Annotated in this window: 14 protein-coding genes; 6 read left to right on the top strand and 8 right to left on the bottom strand. The window is 50.0% G+C overall.

Annotated features, from left to right (window positions below; genetic code table 11):
* Position 1 precedes the first annotated feature (1 nt).
* The 4 genes from HMPREF3140_RS08145 (at position 2) to HMPREF3140_RS08130 (ending at position 8,471) form a co-directional block, all read left to right on the top strand.
* Positions 2-3,073 (top strand): type III restriction-modification system endonuclease, encoded by a 3,072-nt coding sequence (locus HMPREF3140_RS08145; protein ID WP_070552927.1) that lies wholly within the window; start codon positions 2-4, stop codon positions 3,071-3,073.
* Positions 3,074-3,488: 415 nt separating this feature from the next.
* Complete coding sequence (locus tag HMPREF3140_RS08140) at positions 3,489-4,829, top strand: DUF262 domain-containing protein (protein WP_070552926.1); 1,341 nt, start codon at positions 3,489-3,491, stop codon at positions 4,827-4,829.
* The gene (locus HMPREF3140_RS08135) at positions 4,816-6,714 is read left to right on the top strand and encodes a GmrSD restriction endonuclease domain-containing protein (RefSeq protein ID WP_070552925.1); all 1,899 of its coding nucleotides are present in this window, start codon (positions 4,816-4,818) and stop codon (positions 6,712-6,714) included. Before HMPREF3140_RS08140 ends, HMPREF3140_RS08135 begins: the two co-directional genes overlap by 14 nt.
* 215 nt (positions 6,715-6,929) lie before the next feature.
* Positions 6,930-8,471 carry a glycosyltransferase family 9 protein gene (locus tag HMPREF3140_RS08130; RefSeq protein ID WP_227525035.1) on the top strand — a complete coding sequence of 514 codons (1,542 nt, stop codon included), beginning with the start codon at positions 6,930-6,932 and terminating at the stop codon, positions 8,469-8,471.
* On the opposite strand, the gene HMPREF3140_RS08125 is transcribed toward HMPREF3140_RS08130, so the two are convergent.
* The 8 genes from HMPREF3140_RS08125 to HMPREF3140_RS08090 all read right to left on the bottom strand — a co-directional run bounded on the left by HMPREF3140_RS08125 (position 8,426) and on the right by HMPREF3140_RS08090 (position 17,565).
* Positions 8,426-9,217 carry a glycosyltransferase family 32 protein gene (locus tag HMPREF3140_RS08125; RefSeq protein WP_070552923.1) on the bottom strand — a complete coding sequence of 264 codons (792 nt, stop codon included), beginning with the start codon at positions 9,215-9,217 and terminating at the stop codon, positions 8,426-8,428. The genes HMPREF3140_RS08130 and HMPREF3140_RS08125 overlap by 46 nt on opposite strands.
* Positions 9,214-10,344, bottom strand: coding sequence for a hypothetical protein (locus HMPREF3140_RS08120; RefSeq protein ID WP_070552922.1), 1,131 nt, complete (start codon positions 10,342-10,344; stop codon positions 9,214-9,216). The genes HMPREF3140_RS08125 and HMPREF3140_RS08120 overlap by 4 nt, the downstream gene beginning before the upstream one ends.
* An 11-nt stretch (positions 10,345-10,355) precedes the next feature.
* Positions 10,356-11,201: a histidinol-phosphatase gene (locus HMPREF3140_RS08115; protein WP_070552921.1), complete on the bottom strand. Its 846-nt coding sequence runs from the start codon at positions 11,199-11,201 to the stop codon at positions 10,356-10,358.
* Complete coding sequence (locus HMPREF3140_RS08110) at positions 11,198-12,226, bottom strand: radical SAM family protein (protein ID WP_070552920.1); 1,029 nt, start codon at positions 12,224-12,226, stop codon at positions 11,198-11,200. The genes HMPREF3140_RS08115 and HMPREF3140_RS08110 overlap by 4 nt, the downstream gene beginning before the upstream one ends.
* 117 nt (positions 12,227-12,343) lie before the next feature.
* Positions 12,344-13,930: a hypothetical protein gene (locus tag HMPREF3140_RS08105; protein WP_070552919.1), complete on the bottom strand. Its 1,587-nt coding sequence runs from the start codon at positions 13,928-13,930 to the stop codon at positions 12,344-12,346.
* A gap of 9 nt (positions 13,931-13,939) precedes the next feature.
* Positions 13,940-15,154 (bottom strand): YaaW family protein, encoded by a 1,215-nt coding sequence (locus tag HMPREF3140_RS08100; RefSeq protein WP_070552918.1) that lies wholly within the window; start codon positions 15,152-15,154, stop codon positions 13,940-13,942.
* A complete protein-coding gene (locus HMPREF3140_RS08095) occupies positions 15,138-16,136 on the bottom strand; it encodes a helix-turn-helix transcriptional regulator (protein WP_070552917.1) in 999 nt (332 codons plus the stop codon). The genes HMPREF3140_RS08100 and HMPREF3140_RS08095 overlap by 17 nt, the downstream gene beginning before the upstream one ends.
* Positions 16,137-16,548: 412 nt before the next feature.
* The gene (locus HMPREF3140_RS08090; RefSeq protein ID WP_070552916.1) at positions 16,549-17,565 is read right to left on the bottom strand and encodes a GlxA family transcriptional regulator; all 1,017 of its coding nucleotides are present in this window, start codon (positions 17,563-17,565) and stop codon (positions 16,549-16,551) included.
* A gap of 121 nt (positions 17,566-17,686) precedes the next feature.
* Here HMPREF3140_RS08090 and HMPREF3140_RS08085 point away from each other — a divergent pair, with 121 nt between their 5' ends.
* Both HMPREF3140_RS08085 and HMPREF3140_RS08080 read left to right on the top strand, forming a co-directional pair.
* On the top strand, positions 17,687-18,466 hold the full coding sequence (locus HMPREF3140_RS08085) for an alpha/beta fold hydrolase (RefSeq protein WP_070552915.1): 780 nt from the start codon (positions 17,687-17,689) through the stop codon (positions 18,464-18,466).
* 24 nt (positions 18,467-18,490) lie between these two features.
* Positions 18,491-19,168: FMN-dependent NADH-azoreductase (locus tag HMPREF3140_RS08080; RefSeq protein ID WP_070552914.1), on the top strand; the 678-nt coding region annotated here is incomplete at its 3' end.

Below are 19,168 nucleotides of genomic sequence, written 5' to 3'. Positions count from 1 at the left end.
GATGAAACTTAAATTCAAACATCAATCCTATCAGGCTGCCGCCGTGCAAGCGGTCGTCGATGTTTTTCAGGGGCAGCCCCCGGGCTCTGATGCAGCCATGAGCTATCGCCTTGACCCCGGTAATACCAAAAACGGCATGGGAGATCTGTTCGCGGTAGATACTGGTTTTAAAAATGCTGAGCTAACCCTCAGTGAGGATGCCTTGCGGGAGAACATCCAACAGGTGCAGCGCCAGCAAAACCTACCGTTGTCAGAGGGCTTGGTCAAGACTAAGGTCGCTAGGCTAAATCTTGATATCGAGATGGAAACGGGGACAGGTAAGACCTACTGCTACATCAAAACAATCTTCGAGCTGAACAAACAGTACGGCTGGAGCAAGTTCGTCATAGTGGTACCGAGCATTGCCATCCGCGAAGGCGTGGCCAAGTCGCTGGAAATCACGGCCGAGCACTTTCTGGAAACCTACCACAAAAAGGCGCGCTTCTTTATTTACAATTCTAAGCAGTTGCACCATCTGGAGAGCTTTTCCTCCGATGCCGGTATCAATGTCATGGTGATCAACGTACAAGCGTTTAACGCCACCGGCAAAGATAACCGCCGCATCTATGAAGCGCTCGATGATTTTCAGTCACGTCGCCCGATCGATGTGATCAGCGCAAACCGCCCCATCTTAATCCTCGATGAGCCGCAGCGGATGGAGGGAGGCAAGACGCTGGATTCCCTGGCGAACTTCAACCCGTTGATGGTATTGCGTTATTCCGCTACCCACAAGACCACACACAACAAGATCCACCGACTGGATGCGCTTGATGCTTACAACCAGAAGCTGGTGAAGAAGATTGAGGTGCGCGGGATCTCGGTGAAGGGACAGGCGGGAACCAACGCCTATCTCTATTTACAAGCCATCGGAATCTCAAACAAAAAACCTCCAATCGCGGTTGTGGAGCTCGAACAGAAACTCAGCGGTGGCAACATCAAGCGCGTCACCCGCAAGCTGGGCAAGGGTGACAATCTGTTTGTGCTATCGAACGAGCTGGATCAATACCGCGATGGGTTTGTGGTATCGGACATCAATGCCAATACGGACATCTTGAGCTTTACCAATGGCGTAGAGCTGACGGTGGGTGATGCGACTGGTGATGTTTCCGAGATAGCGCTGCGCCGCATTCAGATCCGTGAGACGATCAAGGCGCACTTTGACAAGGAGATGGAGCTCTTCGATAAAGGGGTGAAGGTTCTCTCGCTGTTCTTTATAGACGAAGTAGCCAAGTACCGGGATTACTCTGCTGCCGATGAAAAGGGAGAGTACGCAAAAATCTTTGAAGAGGAGTACGCTAAACACCTTCAAGAAGCCTTGGATAATGGGTTTATGCAGGGGGATACCCCTTATGCTAAATATCTACGCCGCATTGCAGCCAATAAGACGCACAAAGGCTACTTTTCCATCGACAAGAAGAGTAAGCGCCTCACCGATCCCAAGGTCGCTGCGCGCGGTGAAAATGCTGGCTTGTCGGATGATGTAGATGCTTATGATCTGATCCTCATAGACAAGGAACGGTTATTATCACTCGCTGAGCCAGTGCGTTTTATCTTCTCACACTCGGCCTTGCGTGAGGGCTGGGATAACCCGAACGTGTTTGTTATCTGCACTCTCAAGCATAGTGATAACACCATTTCACGCCGCCAGGAGGTCGGGCGCGGCCTGCGTTTGTCCGTTAATCAAAATGGTGATCGCATGGATCACCCGTCCATTGTTCATGACATTAACGTACTGACAGTTGTGGCCAGCGAAAGTTACAAGGACTTCGTAACAGCCTTGCAGAAGGACATTAGCGAGTCCTTGTCAGCTCGTCCGCGTGTGGCGGACAAGGCCTACTTCACGGGCAAGATGCTGAACACGAAGGAAGGCCCAATTACGGTATCGGACGACCAGGCCACGGACATTGAGTTTTATCTGATTCAGAACGGCTATGTCGATAAGAAGCGCAATATCACGGAGAAGTACCATCAAGCTAAAAAAGACGGCTCTCTGGAAGCATTGCCGGACGAGCTGCAGTCCTTTGCAGAGCAGGTATTCCAACTGATTGACAGCGTATTCAGCGAAAGCCAACTCATGCAGATAGACGATGGTCGCAAGCCCAAAAGACTGCAGACCAACGCCAACTTTGAAAAGCAGGAATTCAAGGCGCTGTGGGGGCGAATCAATCGCAAGGCTACTTACAACGTGTTGTTTGATGATGTTGAGCTAGTGAACAATGCGATCAAGGCGCTCAATGACAAGAATGCAGGGTTGCGTGTGACGCCGTTGCAATACACCATTGACCGTGGCGAGCAGACTGATACGGCAACTTACGATGGCCTCAAAAAGGGTAATGCCTTCGAGCTGAAAGTTACCGAAACAGAATCGCACAACGCCTCCATCCACTCCGCTGTGCAGTATGATCTGATTGGCAAGTTATCAGAGGGGACGTTGCTTACAAGACGAACCGTTGCCGAAATTCTTAAAGGCCTCAATGCCGACGTCTTCGCACAATTCAAGAGCAATCCGGAAAGCTTCATTGCCGAAGCCATTCGCTTGGTCAACGAACAAAAGGCCAATGTCATTATCGAGCATTTGGCCTATGACACGCTAGAAGACAAGTTTGATTTGGACATCTTTACCACGGGCCAGAGCAAACAGGATCTCAGTAAGGCCGGGAATAAATTGCAAAATCACATCTATGACTACGTGCTTACCGACTCTGCGATTGAGCGTAAGTTTGTCGAAGAGCTGGATACCAGCAAGGATGTGGTGGTATATGCCAAGTTGCCACGTGGTTTTCTGATCCCAACCCCTGTCGGCGATTACAACCCCGATTGGGCCATTTCTTTCAAAGAAGGCTCGGTCAAGCATGTGTATTTCGTTGCTGAGACCAAGGGCTCGATGTCGTCACTGGATTTACGGCCTATTGAAGCTACCAAGATTAAATGTGCCCGTAAGTTCTTCGATGAGATCAACAAGAAGTTTGCTCCAGAAAACGTGAAGTATGACGTAGTGGATAGCTTCGGTAAGCTGATGGAAGTGGTCAAGTAAGATACAAAGGATTGGCCATGTGGTGGTGAGATTATGGCGCACACAAATTGCCACCTATGCACATGGCCGCATCTGAGCTTTCGTCCGGCATCTCTTGTTTGCGTTTGTATTACGGCGTTAGTTCCCATCTGAAAACGGCCGAGCAATGCTTTGAGGTAAGATACTTTAGCTGCGATTAACTTATCTGTGCGCGTGATGCAGCAGACCGAACCAGTGTCTGAGGAACATGTAGTCATCGGCAATATTCGCATGACGATAAAGGGCGGCTTAACGTTTATCTTCGGACTTGAATCCGACTACAACAAAAAGGAAATGAGCTAATGATCCTCAGGGATATGCGAAAAACTCGTCAGGGAACCAGCCAGAATATCCAACTCCAACCGGCAGATGCGATTGTTGAGCAGGCAATGTAGCCATGGGAACTGTATCCTATCAGGTAAAAAAAACGAGGATGCTGCTAGAGCAGCGCCTCACTATTCCGTCATACCAGCGCCCCTACAAATGGCAACAAAAACACGTCAATCAACTAATTGATGATGTGTTAACCCACCAAAATAAACAGAGCTATCGCCTTGGGACTGTGGTGTTGCATCGGGATAAGTTAAATCCCGCTTATGAAGGTGAGCTCGATATCGTTGATGGTCAGCAGCGCCTTCTGACCTTAACCTTGCTTTGCTCAGTGCTCGATCAGAGTGGTGAGTTTTCAACGCCTCTGTTGGAACAATCTTTTGCTTCAAGGACTAGCATCAATAACCTTGAGCACAATGCCAAAGTCATTGAGAACCGCCTTGTGGGACTAAATGATAACGAGCGCAAATCACTACTTCACTTCGTGTGTAACAAGTGTGAACTGATCGAAGTGACGCTCGATGATTTGAGCGAAGCCTTTCAGTTTTTCGACTCACAAAATGCCAGGGGCAAGGCCCTCGCGCCCCATGACTTGCTAAAGGCATACCATTTGCGCGAAATGATGGATGCCACAGAGCAAGCGGAACGACTACATCACGTTAGCCTGTGGGAGCAGGGTGTCAGTCCGGATGATGAATCCGCTAACCTTCACCTCATTATGGGCGAGTATTTGTTCCGCCTGCGCCGATGGCTGGATGGCGATTATGGCGTGCAGTTCAGCCGCCACAATCTTGAGGTGTTCAAAGGCGTCAACCTCTCCACCTCTGATTACCACTATCTGCAGTCTCTGCTCGCCCTGGATTTTGCAGTTGAGCATTACAATAACGACCCTATCAGGAAGTGGGACAAGCAGAATAAACCTTATCCGTTTCAAGTTAATCAGTTAATAATTAACGGAAAGCGCTTTTTTGAGTATATCCAGCACTACAAATCCCTGCATCACACCCTATTTGAAGGTGACAACGCGCTGCTTGGCAATTTCTTAAAAAAACATACCCGTTACGCTGGCAGTTCACGCAAAGGGGATATGTATATTAAAAATCTCTTTATGTGTGCAGTGATGGCCTATTACGATAAGTTTGGCGACAAAGAATTAATTCAAGCCGCAACAATCTGTTTTTGTTGGAGTTACTACTTGCGCTTGCAATATCAAAAAATCGGCATGGACAGTGTTGATGGCCATGCGCGTGAGCCCCGAGGACTATTGAGAGTGCTCGATAAAGCGATCCACCCACAACAAGTCCTACGCTTTCAGCCAAAGCGTTGTATAAACATTCGTTTTCAAAATGCCAAACCCGTAGAAGATTCAATCGCTCAGATGCTGGGAGATGTAGATGCCGACGAGTAATGATTTAGCCTTGCTGACCATCGAACAGTTATTCAGCGCTAATAGCCATTATGTTATCCCTATTTATCAGCGTAACTACGCCTGGGGCGCGCAGGAGATTGAACAGCTTATTCGGGACATTGCAGATGCTGCTGAAGCCCTTAAAAATGCAGGGCAACAGGAAGACACGAAATACTATCTGGGCAGCTTGGTGGTATATGTCAGAGATGGCGCTGATAGCGCACACCAAGGCGTAATAGTCTATGAAACGATTGATGGACAGCAAAGGTACACAACGCTGTCGATTTTGCTCGCATACTTAAAAAAAGTTGCTTGTTGCAGCGAACAAGATTTATCCCCGCTTCACCTTAATCTCGACTTTGACAGCCGCCCTAAATCAGCCCGAACGCTACATAAGCTGTTTCAACAGGATCAGAGCAATGATCCTGAAGAACCCTCAATCCGAGCGGCGTTTACTATTATTGAACGCTACTTTGAGAAAGAGGACATAGACACCAACAACTTTTGCCGATATCTACTCAAACACGTCACTATTTTACGGGTTCCTGTGCCAACAGAGACTGATCTCAACCACTACTTTGAGATCATGAATAACCGAGGTGAACAGCTAGAAAAACACGAAGTGTTGAAAGCGAATTTGATGTCAGTTTACAACGGTGAAGCTGCCGCAAGAAACGGCTTTTCTGCCATATGGGATGCCTGCGCTGATATGAATCGCTATGTGCAATTGGGCTTTAGCTCAGAGGCTCGCAAAGCATTATTTGGTGAGCAGTGGTTAGGATTCCCGGCGAGTTTTGAAGAGATAAAATGCGCGATAGAAACTAATGGTGATACAGACGAAAAGCTGACTATACGGGATATTATCGAAAGACGACGCTTTCATCACACTGATGACAACGATGAAAAAGCAAAAGAGCAGCGTTTTGATTCGATTATCGATTTCTCCAACTTCCTACTGCATGTGCTAAAAGTGACAGTGGATAATGACGTGTCATTGGACGATAAAAAGCTACTTCAGGCATTTGAAATCATAAAAAATGACCGAAAAAAAATCACCCAGTTTGCTTTTAACTTGCTGAAGTTTAGAGTCTTATTTGATCGCTATATCATTAAGCGCGATCAGGCTGAGAAGTGGAGCCTGCTGACGCTTGAGTACTATGCCAGAGACAGGAATTCGAGCTTTAGCTATAACAACTCTTTCGATCAAGATGAACTGTCTGGTGTAAATAAACAACTAGCGATGATCTTGTCGATGTTCCATGTCTCCCACCCTGCCTATGTTTATAAGCGATGGCTCAATCGCTCACTGGCCATTTTGAATACTCTGGCTTTGGGTCAACTGAACGTTGACGGAGCGGCTTACCTCAGAGAGCTTGAGCAACTCAGCCATGAGTTTTTGGCTGAGATTTGTGGTGAAAAGGAGCAATTCGATGCAGAGGCTCTGCACCGCGGTACCAGCGTACAGAACTTTGTGTTTAATCTGCTCGACTATCGTTTGTGGCGTGATCTTACTACGGGCCAATCATTCGATGGTAAAGGGCTTAATAATCCAGATATTAAGAAACACTTTGATGGCTTTCAGTTTTCATCGGGCCGAACATCGGTTGAGCACTACTTTCCTCAAACCGATCCCTCTGGCGCAAAAAAAATGGGGGATGATGTCCATCGTTTCGGTAACCTCTGCCTGATCTCACCAAGCAGCAACTCGAGACTTAGTAATTATTCGCCAGCAGACAAGAAAAAATTCTACGTCGAAACAGAACGAGCAGAGAGCCTAAAACAAGCAATCATGATGAGCTATGAGGAGTGGGGTCCGGAGGGACAAGGCTTTAAAAACATAGTAAGCCATGAATACGCGATGCTGACGTTGCTCAGGAGACATTGAATGCCCTCCACCACTATAACGTATCTCTTCTATGAGATTCAGGGGCTGGTTACATCCGTCAGCAGTTCCTGTGACGCAATGAACACCATGTAAAACAGGAAAAAGCCGACCGGGAGATAATAGTGATGCAATGTGATGTTAATTCACGATTAGAATACCCCACATCACCCTGAAAAAACCGTGTGGCCGGGATCGGCCCTCTGAGCAAAGGACTGGTGAGCACATTGTTAAGTTTAAAGATTTTACGCAAAGCGGTTTCCAGGTTGATATTTCGCCTGCTGGCGGACAAACCTCTACCCACGAAAACCCCCGGCGAAAAACTGCATATTCTTCTGCTTCGCTGGGATGCAAAATTGGGCGACTCCATCGTATCTTCTTTCTTTTTTCGCGAATCACGTAAGCTCAATGCCCGATTGACTGTACTTACGGTTAACGAGTTAGCTGAAATGCATACCAACACCTTCGGTGTGGATGAAGTCATCGTTACGAATCCGCATCCAGGGCTTGGTGAACTACGCAGATTGGTGAACCAGCTAAGTAATGTCGATGTCGTTGTTCATCTGGTTGGACGACTGCAACCTGCCGAAATCGTTTTTATGCGGTTACTCCGCCCGGGGAGTCTCTATTCCCTTGATGATTCGCTGCGCTGTGTGAATCGTAAAATGGGTTTTTCTGCAAACACGCTCAATATCGTGGAGCAGTACAAATATATTCTGCAGGATCTAGGCGCGAAAGTGATCGACACCCAGTACATTGTGCCGTTGCCTGCCGAGCTCCCGCCTGCGGCACTTTCCCCCCAAATACTTTTTAATCCTTATGCCAGCCGAAGAGACAAGGGGCTATCCCCTTCCCGTGCAACCGCAGCTCTACAAGCTATCACCGACGAGTTTCCCGGCCATTCCGTGGGAATTCTTTGCAGCCCTTCAACGCTGCACAGCGCACAGCATCTGGAAAACTCAGTTGCACGCGATAATGTGGCAGTCTTGCACGACGGGCTAACACCCGAAAAGGTTGCAGGCTATATTCGCCGCGCGCAGGCAGTTGTTAGTGTGGATACTGCCATTGTGCATATGGCTGTTGGCCTGAAAGCGAAGCTGGTGGCGATCTACCCGTTGATTGCAGGTCAACACAACCCATGGTTGCCGCCTCGCTCACCTTTTACACAAGTGATCTACAGCGAGCAACAGCCAGACACACTCCGTCGTACGGGCAAAAAAAATATGGATGCTTTTTCGCTAACGTCATTAATGAACGCATTGCAGACTCTCTTAACACTGCCAGCAGAAGCGAAAAACAGCATGTCGCTTAACGCCAGAATCATCCCTGGGCTAGGGGTAGCGACGGGCACGCTGGCGCGACAACTGCCCTTAATCTGTGAAAAATTTCCTGAAGTTGCAGGCTGTTATGCCGGGACGATCAACCTTGAATTCAGCGTTCCTGTCGCAGTCGTGCGGCCCGATCACCGTACCGCACCGCTGGCCTGGACTCCCAGTGGACGCACCACCGAGATATTCGATCTACTGCGCATTGAACTTGAATTCAGCCATTTAACTGAACGCATCCCCGCATGGCTGTATATTGCCCACAGCTCGCCACACCGCCGGACGCCGACCATTCACGAAGCAATCGCGCCGCGCATTAACCTCAATGGCGCCACGCACTGTCGACTCCACTTACCCGCTGAGGTTATCGTACTGGGCGAAAGCGGTACTCAGGCAACGGAAGCTATCAATTTGTCACTTTCATCAACCCAGTAATCCGTATTCGCCTCAATATGCAAAAACAGTTTTGCCAGCAGCGAGCCACCCGCCAGGAATTCAGCCACAGTTTCTCTCCGGGCTTCGGTACGCCGGAAATAGGTGTTGTAAAGTTTGAGAATGGCCACGTCGTTAATCAAAAATGCCCCGACGGCAATATCGGTGCGACGCATCACCTCGCAACCAGCAAAGTTGTAACGAGGACGGTATCCGGGATCGATGACCTCCCCGCCAATCGGGATGGCAGCATCGGCAGCCTGGGCAATGATATTTTTGATTCTCCCAGGATTACCCCAAGCGTGATTCTCGCTCTCAAGCCCTATAGCTAAGGCTTGCGCAAGTATGGGGTTTCCTGGCAGGGACGCGAAAATACACTCGCTATGCCAGTGCAATTTATCGCTCAGCCCTGTCGGAAATAACTCAACACTCGGATCTCTAAACAGCAACGTATCCGCATCCAACCATGCCCCGCCCCAGCGATGTACAAACGCCATGCGAATGAAATCGCTCTTCGCCACAATAGCTTCAATGCCGTTCGCCAGCGTAAAGCTCAGCGGTTCAAAAGCCCAAGCTTTATTCATGATGTCAGCATCGATGTGCTCGCTTACCGTTCGCGGCGTAAGCAGAAGAAAACGATCGCCCAGAGCTCTGCGCATAGAAACCAGTGCCAGGGCAACATAAGCCGGCATGGTCTGACCCGGTGCGTTTTCCCAGTAACTAACGTAATGGGTAGTGTCGGACATCATTTCACCAGCACCTTACCTTTCGCACACAACAGCCCATTTTGCATCAGATATGTTCTGAGCATCACCAGTGATGGCGCGCATGCAGGCTGAGCCAAAAACTCATTATTTAACGCTGATTTATACAGATTAAGCCAGGTCTGCACCGGCACATTTGGCAGGAAAGCCAGTAAACTATCCCGGTTGTCTTCGCCAAATAACAGACGCAACGTACGCAGAATGGGTTGATAGCCCGGAGCAGAGAGCAGTTGCGCGACGTTTTCATCCAAATGCTGCTTTACGCTCACGCTGTTCAGCCGATCCTCCACCGACGCATCAGTTAATGCCGCCCGGGGATCTAGCGCCACTGGGTAAATGGCACGAAATGACCGAGCGCCGTTACACAGCGATTCATACAACACTTTGTCCGCCGTTGCACCAGTCACCAGCACGTCATCTCCGAAAATGACATGCACGCCGCTCCAGCGGTAAAAATTCTCCGCTGGAATCACATGATCCTGCACAAGATTGACCCGATCGCGCTCGGCCTGGCTGAGGCTGGCATAATTTTCACACGGCGGCGCAATCCTGGGCAGTTTAACGTTGATAATGGTGGGCAATCCTTTATGCGCCAACGTGAGATTAATTTCCTCAACCACGATATCGTAGAGCACATTGGCCGTGGAAGGCACATTACGCCAGCCCGTGGTCATCATCACAACACTCTCTCCCTCCTCTTTGGCCTTGCAAAACAACCCTGACCATGAAGAGGAGGTGTCATCCAGTTCTGCGGCAAGATAGTCGATAACGCACCGTGCCAGATAGCGTATCTCGCTCACTCCGCCATATTTCGCACGGCTATAAATGCCCGCCAATGTTGTAGCGTCAGCACCAGTGCGCATATCGCAAAATGATCCAGTCGCATTCGGCGTCAGATAATGCAGCGCCTTACCACCAAAAATAGCGACGTAATCGGACATGTCGATCAAACCGCGCGCCAGCAAATCGGTCGCAAACGCGCGAAAACCGGATTTAACATCCTGCGCATTGATCTGTGCACTGGCCTGGCGAAACATTGCCAACTGGGTTGCGAGCGGTTCGTTGTGCAACGTGTTCCACGCAAGTGAATGCGGAGTTTTTAGTCCATTCATGGTGAAGATCCTTAGCGAGACACTGGCACAGTGTGAAATTGAAGGTCATCCAACAGAACATCAATACGTTGACGCTGCTGATAATAGCTGATGGATTGAAGCCCTAATGGCCTAAGTGCCTCCATCAACTCGGCGATCCCCGTTCCGGCATCACGAGGATCATGCGCATCGGATCCGATGGTCAATGGAACATTGTTCCTCAGTAATTTCTCCAGCAAAGCGCGGGAAGGATAGGACCATCTTCCTGCAATTTCTTTACCCGTCGTAGGATCAAGGCTGGATTTTCGCAGGCCCGAAGCATTCAGTTCATATGCAATACCGCTGCGTACGAGCGGCGCAATCAACGGTTCAAAGCGACGCAAAAACACATCCTCTGGGATTGCGCGCAGTAGCGTGTCAGCGTGCCCAACCGCATCAAACAACCGGCTTTCCAGCAACGCTTCAAGCTGAGCAAAGTACTTGTCCAGAAAGGAGTCTGCCGCTAACCGGGGCAGTTCCCAGACCTTCACCATCGGCTCTTCGGCAACAGTGACGTAGTGAATTGAACCGATGACAAAATCCATTGGATAGCGGGCAAGTAATTGCCGGTTATAACGCTCAGTACCCGGCATATAATCGAGTTCCAGACCGCGTAGCAGCGTGATCTCTCCTTTATAGTCCTGCTGCGCCTTATCAATATCGGTGAAATAGCTCTCCAGTTCCGATTCCAGCAAACGGTTCTGCGCATCCACCGGGAACGGAGCATGATCAGTGATGGTGAGTACCGTCACCCCCGCAGCAATCGAGGCACAAACAAGTTCGTCGATGGTACCTACAGCATGTTTCGAGTAGAACGAGTGGCAGTGCGAATCAATCATGCTGCCTTCCATTGTTCAAGCAACCCGGAATGCTTCCCCATCTCTTTGACCAGCCAGTAAGGATTATTGGCGGTCGCGATGATCGCGCGAAGCTGCGGGGTGTCTTCCAGCCGCGCCAGCAGTTCAGTTAACGGCTGGGTATATAACGCGCGCGACAAGGGATTCTCCCGCACATGGCTCGCCAGATGATGCCAGTCGATCGCATCAGAATGGATATTTGCAACACGCTCGGTCTCAATACCGTACAGAAACACATCGCCGTTGGGTTTAATTGTCACGTCCATGCCATTGGGCTGGGGTGCACGGTTCAGGCTACCAAAGGTAAAAGGTTTATCCACTTTGGACTCAATCGCGGCAATATATCCCTGTAAGTCCAGATAACCCTCCGGCGTATCTCTTGCCGGATGAACCAGATTTTTGTAGTCGATGTTAAACGTGTCCGCACCTATTAATAATTTGTCTTCCAGTACGCTGACTGGCTTTATGCTAGCGTTAATTCCCCATGAGGCCAGTTCACTCACAAGATATTCGCGAGTGAAGGCCCGATCGATATCAATTGAGCGAAATGAAAAACTGAGCGATGACGGTTTTTTGCGCTGAACATAATCCAGGCTAAATCCATGTGCACGCCATTTTACTTTTTCAATATGGTGGCTATCTGAACTCAGGCGAATATTACAGGTATCACCATTGGCGGAGACAAGACGATTGATCTCATCAAAGATCTTTTCCATCTTCTCATGGCGAAAAAAACCGCTGGTAATAAACTCAAAGCTGTTGCCCCCTCGGGACAACGCCAGTAAGTCATAAAAGGTATGAATGTTATTGAGCGGTTCACCTTCGCCACTCACGGAAATACGCTTTACAGATGGATCATTAATGAGCGCCGACAGGTTGTCACGTGCCTGCGTTGACAGCGCCATACTCTTACCCGTTACGTGCTTATCCGCATACATGCAGAACGCACAGCCGATGCCGCAGATCTGGGTGATATCCACATAAAGCAAATGACCATTTAAATCCATATATAATATTCCGCCATATTTTCAAAAAAATTCAATTTGGTACAAATAGAAATCTTTTGCAGTGTATGTTTCAAAAACCAATTCTCTGCGTATATCCCCTCGGCAACTTTGCTGTATTTAGGCTGGTTCAGGGTCCGATCCTAACAGCGCCTGCAAGCGAGCATCGGCCTGCGTCCTACCGTCCTGTAACATTGTTAGTACTGCATTGTCTTCCTGCTGGTGCTGCGCACCAAACAAATCTAATCGATCGAGCATATAGACCGTAAATACGGTACCAAGGCCGGTAACGCACCCCGTCAGCACTGCCACCAGGGTAGTGATCAGCCCACCGGGCAGAACGGTAAACAGCGCACCGAGAGTTTTGCTGAGGTACTCTTCAAGCAGTACGCCACCAATGACGAATGCGCCGCTGACGGCAATCTTTAGCCCTGCATCCAGGGCTTCGGCACGGCTTGTACCCTCTGGTCGCATCAATACGGTTTTGCACGCGCGGAACAGCGAAAAAACGCCTTCGCGGATCATTCGCACCAGGTTGCGGGCAGTTGTGAAGAAGGTGTTGATCAGCGTTGTCATCAAGTTACTAATGATTCCGCTAATGGCCCCGTCACGAAAAGCTGTTAGCACGTTGCGCCAGTTATCGAGACAGCTCTTTGCCACCCGCCCCGCACGGATTTTTAATGCCTCCCAAACATGCTCCTGGTCCACCCCATCACAAAACCCGTTATGCCAACTGTCGTGAACTTCCAACAACAGGCCGTCGACAAAATCCGTCAACACCAAGCCAATCGCCTGCTGTAGGCCCATTTTCCCCGCTTCGACAGCGCTGGTTTTCAGTAAATATGCACCGAATTTCGCACTACCGTAGTAGCTCCAACGAAGACTGCTTTCATACTGCTTGCGCGCCACTTCATCCAGCTCGCGCAATTTTTCCTGATCGACGGCGTTTTGCTGTTTGTACTTCTCCAGTGCGTTCTGATCTTTTTTGCTCAGAGGCTCATTTTTGGCTTTCTCTTCCAACCGGGCAATTTTGGAATCGCGATCGGCGCGGTTTTTGTTCAACCAGGCGATGTACTCCTCTGCACTCTTTTGCAACTTCGATTCATTGATCGAGTGGTGCGTCTGATGCAGATTGGTTTTGTGGTTCGCCAGATCAGCTCCATTTGCTTCCGCCAGCCAAACCGCAGGGTCGTTATGGATTGAGGCGGCAGAAATAAGGTGATCCTGCTCCGCATCGGTATTCCTGCTCAGTGCCTGTCCGGTATAGGCATCCACTGCTTCGCCTGCATCCTGTTTTTTACTGTTTTCGGCGTTGGTCTTCTTGTAGTTGTCGTGCTTATGGTATGGATCACTGTTGTACTTACCGCGGCTTTCATAACGCACTTGCTCCTCTTCCGTGGCATACACCCCGGAGCGAACATTATGAATGGTATCGACATTCCCCCCCACCTTGTCCCATGCAGAGACAATACTCCCCAGCCCAAACGGACCAATAATGCTATGCAGAAGACGCTGTCGGCACTCAGCCAGCATCAATGTTGTTTGTTCCGTGCGCCACTTCTGTTGATACTGCCGAACTTGCTGATGTGCCTGCCAAACACTGACATCGGATACTGTAACGACCTCTTTTGTTGGTGATGGTATGAGCTCTCTTGTCTGTCGTTGACGCTGCTGGTTCAGACGCAATAAAAGTGTTTTTCTGTCCATAATCTCCCCTTAAAACACACCTGCACGCTGGCTAAATGCCTCACGAAGCACCGCCATTAGCTCAGCAGCCTCAGTTTCCTGAATACCTAACTCGAACGCCTGTTCAAGCGCAGTGTGGATATCAGGCGGATTGGCAATAAGACGATTAATTGTGGCTTGTAATATCGAGGAAAGATGCCCGCTCATCATCCCCAAGCAGCAGGTTTCGATATCGCTACGCACGTCAGACGGCGCGATACCTTCCTCTTTAGCACAAGCAAAGGCAACAGCCAGCATTGCCTCACAACGTTTTCCAAAACGCTGAACTTCATCCATTTGTTTGAGGACCTTATCTGCATACTCTTCCGTCGTCTGCTGTTGCCCGGCCACTACTCCCTGCTCAAACGCCATATTGCGCTCACGCCTTACACTGGCTGCAGTAGAAAGTCCTACCATACGAAACATGTTCGCCACCCAGCTGTCAGCATCTTTCTCATCCTGCCAGCGATGATACTCCCACCAAACTTTATCGGCTTCCGCCGTAGCGTGAATCCGTTGGCGAAGTAGTGCTACCTGAACCACTGCAGGAATCGTAACGCGAAACGCTGGTCCCGCCAGGTCTAGGGCGGTCCATAGCCCAGTAATCACCCAGCCAATCGGCCCCAAGAAAGAAGCTGCCCCTCGCGCAGCCACAAACGAGGCTGCGGACATCACCACCGTCCGTCCGAGCAGTTGGCTGGCAAAGACGTTGGCAATTAACGATGCCAAGAGCAAGCTTGAGAAGCGGCTAGACTGCAACTGCGTCATTAATTTTGCTTCTGGGAAAAGCATCGAACTACCCTGAGTAAGATCCATTTTTTCAAGCAGATTTTTGCGTTGAGCTTGGTCCATATCCGACCAAGCCTTGCGAGTAATCGCCGCCAGCACAGCCAGTTCGATAAGGTCAACGCCCCAGTCCTTCTCGTACGTCGCGTCAAGCTTGTCCGCCACATCGATCACCACGGTTTTCCACTCAGGGCCACCGCCGCGAAACAGATTGACGACGGTATTTCCGCCAAACTCGCACAGCTCGTGGGCAATCAGATCGGCATACTGACTGTGTGCCGGGCAATGGGTTTTATAACGTGCTTTACTCTCAATGCCGCTGCTGAACGCCTTCGTGATGTATTCCACCAGCGGGGCCAATTCGCTATCCGATGCGTTGCTTAATACTGGCAGCAGTTGACTATCACCTGTACTCATCATTATTTTCCTGTTCTGTACTAACATCGTCTATGTCGCGTTTAATGTTACTGATGGTGTTACCAAAGGTTGCAAGAAAGCCATCGAGCATCGGACTGTCAACAACCGTGGCGCTAAAGCGCAGCCGCCCGTCGTCAAGCTCGCTGACCTGTTGGTCGGATGAAAGTGGCGATTCCAGCAAAAGTTGCGCCCGCGCGGTTTCAAGCGTGAAATGAATTCGGATATGTCGCCCTTCGCCGAATCCGAAACGCCCGTCATCGTCGTAACGTTTGAGGTTAAAATCCGTGGGGCGGGAAAAGTGAAAGGTACTGCAGACCGCCGAGGTAATGCGGTTCAGAGCCAAGCTGCGCTCGTTATCGTAGCCTTTAAAGCGGCAGACCAGATACAGTCGCGAGCCCTGTTGAGCCAGCCCGAGGGGCATCACCTCGACCTGACGGCGAGTACCGTGCGCATTGCTGTAATCAATATTCAGCCAGCGGTTGTAGTAAAGCGCTTCACTAACCGCGTCAAACACGCCTTCCTGGATCACTGGCGGTAGGAGTGGCTGGCTGGCAGCGACTACCCGCACCTTCTGCGACCATTCCCGCTCTCGCTGCGCCTGTTCGCTTTGGCTAAGAGTGTGTCCCGCTTGGCTAAAAAATGGCGAAAATGAAGCCATCAGATGTGCGGGTAGCAGATGCTTTAAATGCGCCTGCGCCATCTGCATCAGCAGCGATTCTGCTGGCGATAACTGCGCCAAGCTCAGGCCTCGCGAACCTACCCGCCATCGCCAGCCATAGGGGCGGCAGCGATCATCACACTCCAGATCGAAGTGTTGGCTCAGGCGTTCAAGCTGGCGCTGAATGGTACGCACATTACGCTCAATACCTGCATCCATGAGTTGTTGATGCAACTCATGGGCAGTAATGCGCTGATTACGCGGAATACGACGCAACAGCTCAAGAGCAAAAAATGTGGTATCAACGCTGTTTGTTCGCTTTGGCATTACGGCTCCTGTAGCAGCACCCTGAATGCGTAACGCATTTATACATATCAGATTTATCGGCAATGGTCGTAAATACTTAACCGATTTATTCCCCACCAGATAATGAGCTGAGTATGCCAGATGCACGCGACAAACTATGTCGCAGTAATAAAAAAATCAGTGGAAAGACACGACACGGTTATTGGCCATTAAGCACGTTTTTGGCTGACATAATGCCATACGATATACAGGTGGTAAAAGAACCGGCTCCCCTGCCACTTGGTCATATCGCCTGAGATGTCAGGTCTGACAACCATTATTCCGGTTGGCATTTTTTTCCGGCTCTGAATACCGCCCAGGAGTTACATCAGACCGGGTAAGCAGCTGAGCAGCGCACCAGCAAGAACATCAGGAAGTTGAAAGCGCAGCGCGATCATTCGTTGCCTGAATTTGTTGGGAGCTTTGTTGAAAGTCGCTTTCTGAAACTTCCGGGCGACATCCCCATTATGGTGCTGAAGGCGCGTCTGAAAGCCGTTTCATCGCCGTACCCGCATGCACTGGCGATCTGGGAAATGGTTTTCCCGGGGCTTTCCATAAGTACGGATGCCGTTTCGATGCGAACCCGCGTAATGAAGTCTTTCGGGCTTTCCTGGACGAGCATTTTCATTTTGCGGTTAAGCGTCCGGGGCGTCATATTCAGGGCTGCAGCAAGCTGCTCTACAGTCATTGCAGGATTCTGATAACGAAGCAGGTTCTCTGCTTTAGTCAGCAAAGGATGCCTTGAGTTGAGGAATCCGGCGGGCGCATAAATTTGCTGTGACAGAGGCTGGCTATCAGCAACAGCCATGTCAGCGGTCAGCTTTGCCAGTTCACTACCTGCGTGACTGCGAACCACGTGTATAGCCAGATCAACCCATGAAAGTGGTCCGCCTGCGGTGATCACATTGTCCTGTTCGGCCAGAGCTTTACCCCATACAGGTTTTGCCATCGGATAGCGTTCCGCAAAAGTTGGATATAACCACCACGTTGTGGTGCATATCCGCCCGTTGAGTAAGCCTGCCTCACCCAGCACAAAGCCCCCTGCACAGGCTGCGGCAACACAGCTTCCCTCTGAATACTTTCGTCTTATCCAGCCAGCTGCACTCGCTACGGCAGCTCTGTCAGACGGGAACCTTTGCTCATCCAGCTGCATACCGCTGGCAATGATCAGCCCGAAGCTGTCCGGTTCATTAAATGAGCCATCACTTTCGATAATCCGTCCCTGAACGTCCCTGACCGGCTGCCCGTCAGCGGTAATCGTCCTGACGTCAAAAAGAGGTGTATCTCTGGATAGCTCTGGGTTTACCGAAGGATTTTGCACGATCACCTGATTCGCCAGCCAGAACATATCAGCCAGACCCGCAAGCGCCGAACGCATGCTGCCCGGAAGTGCAAGTAACGCAACACGCATATTTACCTCCAGTAATGAAAAGTGTCTGATTTTGCATCTTACCTGTCATTTATGACACTACATACCCTCTTTTAGAGTGATTACACTGGCTGAAATTCAGAACCGCGGGGAAAACACAGTTATGTGGATGAAAAATGTAATGTCCGGCGCGCTGCGAAAAGGAGCTTTTATTTTGTGTCTGTTGTTAACGCACAACCCGCTGCTTATGGCACAGGATGGGGGGGTAAAAAATATCGTACTGGTTCACGGTGCCTTTGCTGACGGCTCTTGCTGGTCTGACGTCATCTCTCTGCTGCAGGACCGCGGCTACCACGTAACGGCTGTTCAGAATCCCCTGACTTCATTGCGGGATGATGTGGCTGCAACTGAGCGCGTGCTGGAGCGCCAGAATGGTGACGTTCTGCTCGTTGGTCATTCATGGGCAGGTGCCGTGATAACGCAGGCTGGCAATGCCAGCAACGTCAAAGGACTGGTCTATTTATCCGCCCTTGTTCCTGACAGCAATCAATCCGTATCTGATGCACTGGCGCGATTTCATGCCCCCATGAAAGGTATGGAAGCCGATAAAAACGGACTTATCTGGCTTGATGAGCCTAGGCTGTTTCATCAGGTAATGGCTAATGATATAAGCATCAAAAAGAGCCAGCTGCTCGCTGCTGTTCAGCAGCCTGTCGCCGCTTCCGCCTTTCAGGAAAAAGTGAAGGAAGCCGCCTGGCGAAAGAAACCCTCCTGGTATCTACTCACAGAAAATGACAACGCGCTGAATCCGTCAGTACAGGCCGGTTTTGCTCATGAGGCCGGCGCTAGCATCTCGCGGATTCGCTCAGATCATCTGTCCATGATTTCTCATCCCGAAGACGTGACCGCACTGATTATAAAGGCGGCGCAGAGTATTCACTGACCCCTCATCCCAGGAAAATATGCAATGAAAATTCTCCATCTTGATTCCATTATCAACAATGAATTTTCTGTAACCCGACAGCTGACGGCCGAAATAGTGAAACAGCTGATGGCTGCCGGTCAGAAGCATCAGCTCACTTACCGGGATCTTGTAAAAAACGAAATCAGTCATCTTACCAGTGAGATTGCTGCAGGATTCAGGCCTGTTGCCGGTCTGCCGGTAGCTACAGCCCGGCTTGAATCTGAACGAAAGTTATCAGACTCTCTGGTCTCGGAGTTCCTTGAAAGCGAGGTGATAGTTATTGGCGCGCCAATGTACAACTTTTCTGTTTCCAGCCAGCTGAAGGCCTGGATGGACCGGATTGCCCAGCCAGGCAAAACCTTCAGCTATACCCCAACGGGACCTGTCGGTCTGGCTGGCGGAAAAAAAGTCATCATTGCCTCTGCCCGGGGTGGTTTTTACACCGGTACGTCACTGGAAGAAATGGACTTCCAGGAAAAATTCCTTTGTAAGTTTCTGGGCTTCCTGGGCATCTCGCGCGTTGAATTTGTTCGTGCTGAAGGTACATCTAAAGGCGATGAAGTAAAGCTCAGAGAAATTTCCCGTTCGTTGTCCCTGATACCCCAGGCCATCAATGCTGTTTCTGCCGTTAAGGGGGTCAGTTTGGATCTCGAAAATTATTGTACTATAAGGGCTTCCCCG

This window comes from Klebsiella sp. HMSC16A12 (assembly GCF_001808265.1).
In the GTDB taxonomy this organism is placed as follows: domain Bacteria; phylum Pseudomonadota; class Gammaproteobacteria; order Enterobacterales; family Enterobacteriaceae; genus Klebsiella; species Klebsiella pneumoniae.
The sequence above is the reverse complement of the archived record's forward strand: the minus strand, read 5'-3'. Positions and strand labels throughout refer to the sequence as shown.